This window comes from Bradyrhizobium sp. HKCCYLRH3061, assembly GCF_051168015.1.
In the GTDB taxonomy this organism is placed as follows: domain Bacteria; phylum Pseudomonadota; class Alphaproteobacteria; order Rhizobiales; family Xanthobacteraceae; genus Bradyrhizobium.
Genome location: NZ_JBNPUE010000042.1, coordinates 1 through 1316, shown reverse-complemented (window position 1 = coordinate 1316; position 1316 = coordinate 1). Strand labels below are relative to the sequence as shown.

The window sequence follows — 1316 nt, the reverse complement described above, 5'->3', positions numbered from 1 at the left end:
GCGCTTGGTATTCTCGTTTTCTTGGCGGCTCTTGGAGATGGCGTTGAATGTTCCGCGCAGCGGCCTGCAACGTTTGCACGTCGGGTTTGGGGATGACGGCGTCGACGAGGGCCTCGACGATCAAGCGCAATAGGCGCCAGACGCCGTTCTTCACGCGGCCTCCCGGCGGGGAGAGTCACCGAGATGTTCCGCGATGAGCGGCTCGGTCAGCAGCGCCAGCAGAAGATGACAGAGGATGTGCGCTCTCGCACTCCTGGGATCCTCGCCCGGTGGTCGCGCGAGGCCGATACTGCTCTTGAGATGCTTGAAGGCGATCTCGATGCGCCACCGCAATCGATAGAGGCTGCTGATTGCTGGAAGTGGATATTCATCGCGATCGAGCGAGGTGATGATGATGACCCATTCGGCCGCGACCAACGTCTCGGGCTGCAGCTTGCGGCCCATGTCTCGTGCCCGGCGCGTGATCTTTTCGATCGTGGCATCGCGCGCCTGCTTCGGCTTTCGGATCGCCACCAGACGTAATGCGATAGGCTCTTTCGCCGAAGCCTTGATCCAGACGGGCCGATCAACCAGTCCCTTGCCACGCGACTTTTTTAGCAGAGCAATGAGATCGAGACGGTTCGCGTCGGCGTCGAGCCAACGAGCGCCATTCCATTTGGCGCGCACTACGATATCAGCGCTTTCAGCAAGCACCTTGGCCAGCCGATCGGGCTGCAGATAGGCACGATCGCCGACGCGAATTTCGCCCGGCACGACACCGGCGCGATCGATGACCTCGCCCTCGCTCTCATCCGTCAGTTCGAAGGCGGTAAAGCGTTCGCTCGCCAGATCGAAAGCTGAATGTATCCGCCATACGCCGCCGGATTCGCGATCATTGCGGCCGGCTTTTGCCACCGCCGTGGCATCCACAAGACGGACCGGTCGGCCTTTCGCCGCGGCCAGGCAGGTCTCACCTGCGCTCCCAACGAGCAGCCGGCTGACCAGTTGTTCGAGCCAATCCGCCGAGTTGCATAGCCGCTTGAGAAGCGCGACATTCGACAATGAGGCAAGTCCCATCGCCTCAGCCCATGCGGCGGTCAATCGCAGCCCGCGCGTCCCCCAACAATACGCGAGCACCAGCCGCAGCTGATCCACGGCACATTCGACCTTGCGGGCTCGTTTGAAAGCCCCAAATTCCCGAGCCTCATGCTCAAGCAGGTCAGCGCCGCCCAACCGAGCGATAGTGCGCAGCCATTCGGCGTTCGAAAGCGATTCGTCAGTCACTCGACCGAGGAATCATCCATTTCCGGCAGCAAAATGGTAAGTTAGCGCCAATG

Annotated in this window: 1 protein-coding gene; it reads right to left on the bottom strand. The window is 61.3% G+C overall.

Features of this window, described 5'->3' with window-relative positions; genetic code table 11:
* Window positions 1-150: 150 nt before the first annotated feature.
* Window positions 151-1263: a transposase gene (locus tag ACQR2C_RS32600; protein WP_434882964.1), complete on the bottom strand. Its 1113-nt coding sequence runs from the start codon at window positions 1261-1263 to the stop codon at window positions 151-153.
* Window positions 1264-1316: the final 53 nt, after the last annotated feature.